The sequence below is a fragment of the Bradyrhizobium sp. STM 3809 genome (assembly GCF_000239795.1).
Classification (GTDB): domain Bacteria; phylum Pseudomonadota; class Alphaproteobacteria; order Rhizobiales; family Xanthobacteraceae; genus Bradyrhizobium.
The window spans coordinates 1-6,026 of sequence record NZ_CAFJ01000563.1; the positions used below are offsets into that span (position 1 = coordinate 1).

A 6,026-nucleotide genomic window follows, 5' to 3' on the forward strand; every position below is an offset into this window, starting at 1 on the left:
AGGAGGCCAGCGGATAGGCATAGCGCAGCGCCTGATCGCCATAACGCGTTCGCAACGCCAGCTCGAGCAGCTTCGGTAAAGTCATCACCAGCGCACCGGCCTGGTTGACCGAGAGGTTGAGCACGCCCTGCCGCCCCGCGGCGTCCTCGAAGCCCAGCGAGATCGTCTCGCCCTGGTCGACCACCTCGCAGATCGTCAGTGCCTTGGCCCGCAGCTCCATCGCGCACTCCGCATCACTTCACCGTTATTTCCATCGAACTATAGCGAAAACCCGCGCGGCGTCCAGCGGCAGCGACTGGACATTGGCGATGCTGTATATATCGTGATATAGCTATGCATATAACGTGGCCGAAGCGCCACATTTTCCAGGGAGAGTCATGCCAATGAGCGACTATCATCTTCTGATCGGCGGGGCGCTGGTGCCGGGCGACGCGACCATGCCGGTGGTCAATCCGGCCACTGAGGACGTGCTGGCGCAATGCCCGCGCGCCTCCAGGGGGCAGCTCGACCAGGCGGTCGCTGCCGCCAAGGCCGCCTTCCCCGGCTGGGCCGCGACGCCGATCGAGGAGCGACGCCGGCTGATCGGCAAGATGGCCGACATCATCGAGGCCAATGCGGGCGATCTGGCGCGGGTTCTCACCAGCGAGCAAGGCAAGCCCCTGGCCGACGCCACCGGCGAGGTGCTCGGCATGGCCGCGTTCTTCCGCTATCTGTCCTCGCTCGAACTGCCGATGCGAGTGATCGAGAGCTCCGGTGAGCGCCAGGTCGAGGCCTATCGCCGCCCGCTCGGCGTCGTCGGCGCCATCATTCCCTGGAACTATCCGCTGCTGATCCTCGGCTTCAAGCTGCCGCCCGCCCTGCTCGCCGGCAACACGCTGGTGGTCAAGCCGGCGCCGACCACGCCGCTGTCGACCCTGAAGTTCGCCGAACTGGTCAAGGACGTCCTCCCGGCAGGCGTGCTCAATGTCATCGCCGACGCCAACGATCTCGGCGACGCGATGACTGGGCATCCGGACATCCGCAAGATCTCCTTCACCGGCTCGACCGCGACGGGGCAGAAGGTGATGGCCAGCGCCGCTCAGACCCTGAAGCGGATCACGCTCGAGCTCGGCGGCAACGATGCCGGCATCGTGCTCGACGACGTCGACCCGAAGAAGGTCGCGCCGGGCATCTTCGAGGGCGCCTTCCAGAACTCCGGGCAGGTGTGCCTCGCGATCAAGCGGCTTTATGTCCATGAGAACGTCTACGACGACATCTGCAACGAGCTGGTCGCGATCGCCAAGACTACCGTCGTCGACGACGGCTCCAAGCAGGGCACCAAGCTCGGGCCACTGCAGAACAAGATGCAGTACGAGAAGGTGAAGGTGTTTCTCGACGATGCCCACAAGAACGGCAAGGTGATCGCCGGTGGCGCGGCGATGGACCGTCCCGGCTACTTCATCGAGCCGACCATCGTGCGCGACATCCAGGAAGGCTCCAAGCTGGTCGACGAGGAGCAGTTCGGACCGGTGCTGCCCGTGATCAAATACTCCGATCCGGACGACGTGATCCGCCGCGCCAACGGCACCAGCTATGGCCTCGGCGCATCCGTCTGGTCGTCGGACCCGAAGCGCGCGCACGAGATCGCAACGAAGATCGAGGCCGGCACGGTGTGGATCAACAAGCATCTCGACATGGCGCCGCACATCCCGTTCGGCGGCGCCAAGCAGTCGGGCATCGGCACCGAGTTCGCCGAGGAAGGTCTCGCGGAGTTCACCCAGTTGCAGATCATCAACGGTCCCGGCGTGACGGCCTGAGCCACAGGAAGCCGCGGAGTTGCTCCGCGGCTTCCTCCAACGACCGCGGCCCCCCGCGTTTCTCCTTGGAGCGCACGATGTTCGATGCCGAATGCGATCTCGCCGCGCTGGTATACGATCAAGGCGACGATCCGGACGGGCTGTTGCGTGACTTCGCCGGACGGCTGCGCGCCCACGGCGTCCGCGTGGTCGGGCTCGTGCAGCATGTCCGGCGCGCCGTTGACGAGCACCCGGTTGCCGCAACGCTCGTGCACAGCGGCGTAGAGATCCCACTGCTGCAACAACTCGGGCGCCAAGCCAGCGGCTGCCGGCTCGATGTCGGCCAGTTGCTGCGGGCCGGCTCCGCCGTCGCGGGCGCGCTGGGCGAAGGCGCGGATCTACTCATCGTCGACCGCTTCGGCCGCCAGGAGAGCGAGGGCAAGGGCCTCATCTTCCTGACCGAGCAGGCCCTGGCCTCGGACATTCCGGTCGTGATCGCCGTCCCGCGTTTCCGCTTCGCTGAGTGGATCAGGTTTGCCGAGGGCATGAGCGTGCGGCTGCCCTGCACGCGCCGCGCCCTGGATGGGTGGTGGCGAAACGTCTCGCAACGCTGCGCAGCAGTCGGCAAGAGCCGGGCGACCGTCTGCGAAATCTTCAAATAGCCGCGGCCGATATCGGGGCGTCCTGGTTGCGATTCGAACCTCCGGCGTCGTCGCAGATCGGCGACGGGCGGTTGCCAAAACTTTGTGCATTGTCGCAAAGCCGACAACAGGTGCGCCCTAGCTATATGGATCTCAATATAGCTCATTGAAACCACAAAAGATTTCTCTCGGTCCTGCTGGATGCGCAGCATCGGCGCGATCCACTGCCCGTAGGCTGTTGCGACGAAACCTTGCTCGGCCGCAGGCTGTCGGCGCCGCGACGGCTCGTGTATTCCATGCAACATATCTCGATGGCCGGCACGATCGACCGGCCACGACATCCCGGGAGACATGGCCAGGGCGGGTGGCGACGCCGACCGGCGCGCCGCTCAGGTGTCGAACGAACAAGAGGATCCTCTTCAATGGCAACCACGACGGCCGAGCTCGAGCAGCTTCTGATGCAGCGCTCGCTCACCGATGCCCAATTGATCGCGGCGGCGGAAACGGCAGCGGACTTCCGCATTCTTCCTGATGCGACCGTGATCAAGGTCGGCGGCCAGAGCATGATCGACCGCGGCCGCAGCGCGATCTATCCGCTGGTCGAGGAGATCGTCGCCGCGCGCAAGGCGCACAAGATGCTGATCGGCACCGGCGCCGGCACGCGGGCGCGGCATCTGTATTCGATCGCCGCCGGCCTCAATTTGCCCGCCGGCGTGCTGTCGCAGCTCGGCGCCTCCGTCGCCGACCAGAATGCGGCGATGCTCGGGCAGCTGCTCGCCAAGCACGGCATCTCAGCGGTCGAAGGCGCCGGCTTGTCCGCCGTGCCGCTGTATCTGGCGGAAGTGAACGCCGTCGTGTTCAGCGGCATGCCGCCCTATGGGCTGTGGATGCGTCCCTCTGCGGATGGCGTCATCCCGCCCTACCGCACCGACGCCGGCTGCTTCCTGGTCGCGGAGCAGTTCGGCTGCAAGGCGATGATCTATGTGAAGGACGAGAACGGCCTCTACACCGCCAACCCCAAGACGGAGAAGAACGCCACCTTCATCCCGAAGATCTCGGTCGCCGAGATGAAGGCCAAGGGCCTCGCCGACTCCATCCTGGAATTTCCGATGCTCGATCTGCTCGAGGCCGCCCGCCACGTCTGCGAGGTGCAGGTCGTCAACGGTCTCGTCCCCGGCAATCTGACCCGCGCGCTCGCCGGCGAGCACGTCGGCACCATCATCACCGCGCGCTAACGGAGCCGATCGCCATGGCTGACACCAACACCATCAAGCACGTCGCCTCGCCGCTCGCGCGCCAGACCCTGCTCGACAACAAGCTCACCCGCCCCGTCGCCGGCAAGCGCCCGATTGCGCTGCTGCCCTGGCTGCAGGTGGTCAAGATCGGCGGCCGCTCGATCATGGACCGCGGCGCCGACGCGATCCTGCCGCTGGTCGAGGAGATCCGAAAGCTCCTGCCGGAGCACCGCCTGCTGATCCTGACCGGCGCCGGCATCAGGGCCCGGCATCTCTACGGTGTCGGCCTCGATCTCGGCCTGCCGGTTGGTTCGCTCGCGCCATTGGCCGCCAGCGAGGCCGGCCAGAACGGCCACATCCTGGCCGCGCTGCTGGCCTCCGAGGGCGTCTCCTACATCGAGCATCCGACGATCGCGAACCAGCTCGCGATCCATCTGCAGGCCGCTCGCGCCGTCGTCGGCAGCGCCTTCCCGCCCTATCACCACCATGAATTTCCGACCTCGCGCCTGCCGACGCATCGCGCCGACACCGGCGCCTTCCTGATCGCCGATGCGCTCGGCGCCGCGGGCCTGACGATCGTCGAGGACGTCGATGGCGTCTACACGGCCGACCCGAACGGGCCGGACGCGGCGAAGGCGAAGCTGCTCGCCGAGACCAGCTTCGATGCGCTCGCCAAGATGGACGGCACGCTGCCTTTCGACCGCACGCTGGTCGAGGTGATGGCCAATGCGCGCCACATCTCGCGCGTCCAGGTCATCAACGGCCTGGTGCCGGGACGGCTCACGTCCGCCTTGCGCGGCCATCATGTCGGCACGCTGATCAGGACCGGCGCCAAGCCGGATTGATCCACCACGACCTGTCAACGGCCGCGATGATGACATCGCGGCCGTCCAAGTCGGCAGCGCGCCGGACTACAAGGCCAGGTTCATCCACACCGCCTTCGGCTCGGTGAAATTGTCGAGCGCGGCGGTGCCGTGCTCGCGGCCGAGTCCGGAGTCGCGGTCGCCGCCCCAGGGCAGTCGCACGTCGGTGTAGCCATAGGTGTTGATCCACACCGTGCCGGCGCGCAGCCGCTTGGCGAAGCGCTGGACGCGGCCGATGTCGCGGCTCCAGACGCCGGCGGCGAGGCTGTAGGCGGTGCCGTTGGCCATGCGCAACGCGTCCGCCTCATCCTTGAACTTGATCACGCTGACGACGGGACCGAAGATCTCCTCCTGCGAGATCCGCATCTCATGCGCGACGCCGGCGAACACCGCGGGGCTGATGAAGTAGCCGCGCGCCGTTGCGCGCTGACCGCCGGTCACGAGCGTGGCGCCCTCGTTGCGGCCGATCTCGACATAGTCGAGGACGGATCTCATCTGCCGCTCGGAGATGACGGGACCGAGCGAGGTGGCGCGATCCAGCGGATCGCCGGTCCGCAGCGCCCTCGCCCGCTCCGTCAGGCGCTCGACCACCTCGTCATAGACGCGCTCCTGCACCAGCACGCGCGATCCCGCCGAACACACCTGGCCCGCATTGAAGAAGATGCCGCTGGCCGCCGCCTTCGAGGCGGCTTCGATGTTGGCGTCGTCGAAGATGATGTTGGCCGACTTGCCGCCGAGCTCGAGCGACACGCGCTTGAAGTTGCCGGCGGCGCCCTTCATGATGCCGCGGCCGACGCCGGGCGAGCCGGTGAAGGTGACCTTGTCGACATCGGGATGATTGACCAGCGCCTCGCCGACGATGCGCCCGGGGCCGGTCACGATGTTGAGCACGCCGGGCGGCAGGCCGGCTTCGAGCGCAAGCTCGGCGATACGCAACGCCGACAGCGATGTCAGCTCGGCCGGCTTCATCACGATCGTGCAGCCGCAGGCCAGCGCCGGCGCTAGCTTCCACATTCCGATCATCAGCGGGAAATTCCACGGCACGATCGCCGCGACCACGCCGACGGGCTCGCGCATCGTGTAGGTCAGCGCATCGTCGCGCGTGGAGACCACGTCGCCGCTGATCTTGTCGGCCCAGCCCGCGTAATAAGTGAGCGTGTCGATCGCTGCGGGAAGGTCCTGACGCAGAACCGCCGCCACCGGCTTGCCGGCGTCGAGGCTCTCGAGTTCGACGATCTCGTCGGCATGATCGCGCAGCAGCTGCGCCCATCTCGCGAGGATCGCACCGCGCTCGGCCGCGCGCATCGTGCGCCACGGCCCCTCGAAGGCGCGCCGCGCCGCCGCCACGGCGCGATCGACATCCTCGGCATTGCCTTCCGCGATCGTCGCGATCACCTGTTCGGTCGCGGGATTGAGCGAGGTGAAGGTACGCCCCGAGACCGAGGGAACGTGCCGACCGCCGATCAGGAGCTGCAGCGGCCGCGACAGGTAGGCCAGCGCAGTGGAATTGCG

Annotated in this window: 5 protein-coding genes and 1 pseudogene; 4 read left to right on the forward strand and 2 right to left on the reverse strand. The window is 67.0% G+C overall.

Features of this window, described 5'->3' with window-relative positions; genetic code table 11:
* A pseudogene (locus tag BRAS3809_RS25615) lies at positions 1-220 on the reverse strand (hypothetical protein); the annotation flags it as partial.
* A gap of 163 nt (positions 221-383) precedes the next feature.
* Between BRAS3809_RS25615 and BRAS3809_RS25620 the strand changes: the two are divergent.
* The 4 genes from BRAS3809_RS25620 to BRAS3809_RS25635 all read left to right on the forward strand — a co-directional run bounded on the left by BRAS3809_RS25620 (position 384) and on the right by BRAS3809_RS25635 (position 4,496).
* Complete coding sequence (locus BRAS3809_RS25620) at positions 384-1,796, forward strand: aldehyde dehydrogenase family protein (protein ID WP_008964926.1); 1,413 nt, start codon at positions 384-386, stop codon at positions 1,794-1,796.
* A gap of 77 nt (positions 1,797-1,873) precedes the next feature.
* Positions 1,874-2,437, forward strand: a complete 564-nt coding sequence (locus tag BRAS3809_RS25625) for a DUF2478 domain-containing protein (protein WP_008964927.1) — start codon at positions 1,874-1,876, stop codon at positions 2,435-2,437.
* Positions 2,438-2,838: 401 nt separating this feature from the next.
* Positions 2,839-3,651: an amino acid kinase family protein gene (locus tag BRAS3809_RS25630; RefSeq protein ID WP_008964928.1), complete on the forward strand. Its 813-nt coding sequence runs from the start codon at positions 2,839-2,841 to the stop codon at positions 3,649-3,651.
* A gap of 14 nt (positions 3,652-3,665) precedes the next feature.
* A complete protein-coding gene (locus tag BRAS3809_RS25635) occupies positions 3,666-4,496 on the forward strand; it encodes an amino acid kinase family protein (protein WP_008964929.1) in 831 nt (276 codons plus the stop codon).
* Positions 4,497-4,562: 66 nt separating this feature from the next.
* Here the strand turns inward: BRAS3809_RS25635 and BRAS3809_RS25640 are convergent, their stop codons facing one another.
* On the reverse strand, positions 4,563-6,011 hold the full coding sequence (locus tag BRAS3809_RS25640) for an aldehyde dehydrogenase family protein (RefSeq protein ID WP_063824018.1): 1,449 nt from the start codon (positions 6,009-6,011) through the stop codon (positions 4,563-4,565).
* Between the last annotated feature and the right edge of the window lie 15 nt (positions 6,012-6,026).

Coding starts and splice junctions, on each gene's coding strand:
- BRAS3809_RS25620 (WP_008964926.1), top strand. CDS start 384: ATGAGCGACTATCATCTTCTGATCGGCGGGGCGCTGGTGCCGGGCGAC.
- BRAS3809_RS25625 (WP_008964927.1), top strand. CDS start 1,874: ATGTTCGATGCCGAATGCGATCTCGCCGCGCTGGTATACGATCAAGGC.
- BRAS3809_RS25630 (WP_008964928.1), top strand. CDS start 2,839: ATGGCAACCACGACGGCCGAGCTCGAGCAGCTTCTGATGCAGCGCTCG.
- BRAS3809_RS25635 (WP_008964929.1), top strand. CDS start 3,666: ATGGCTGACACCAACACCATCAAGCACGTCGCCTCGCCGCTCGCGCGC.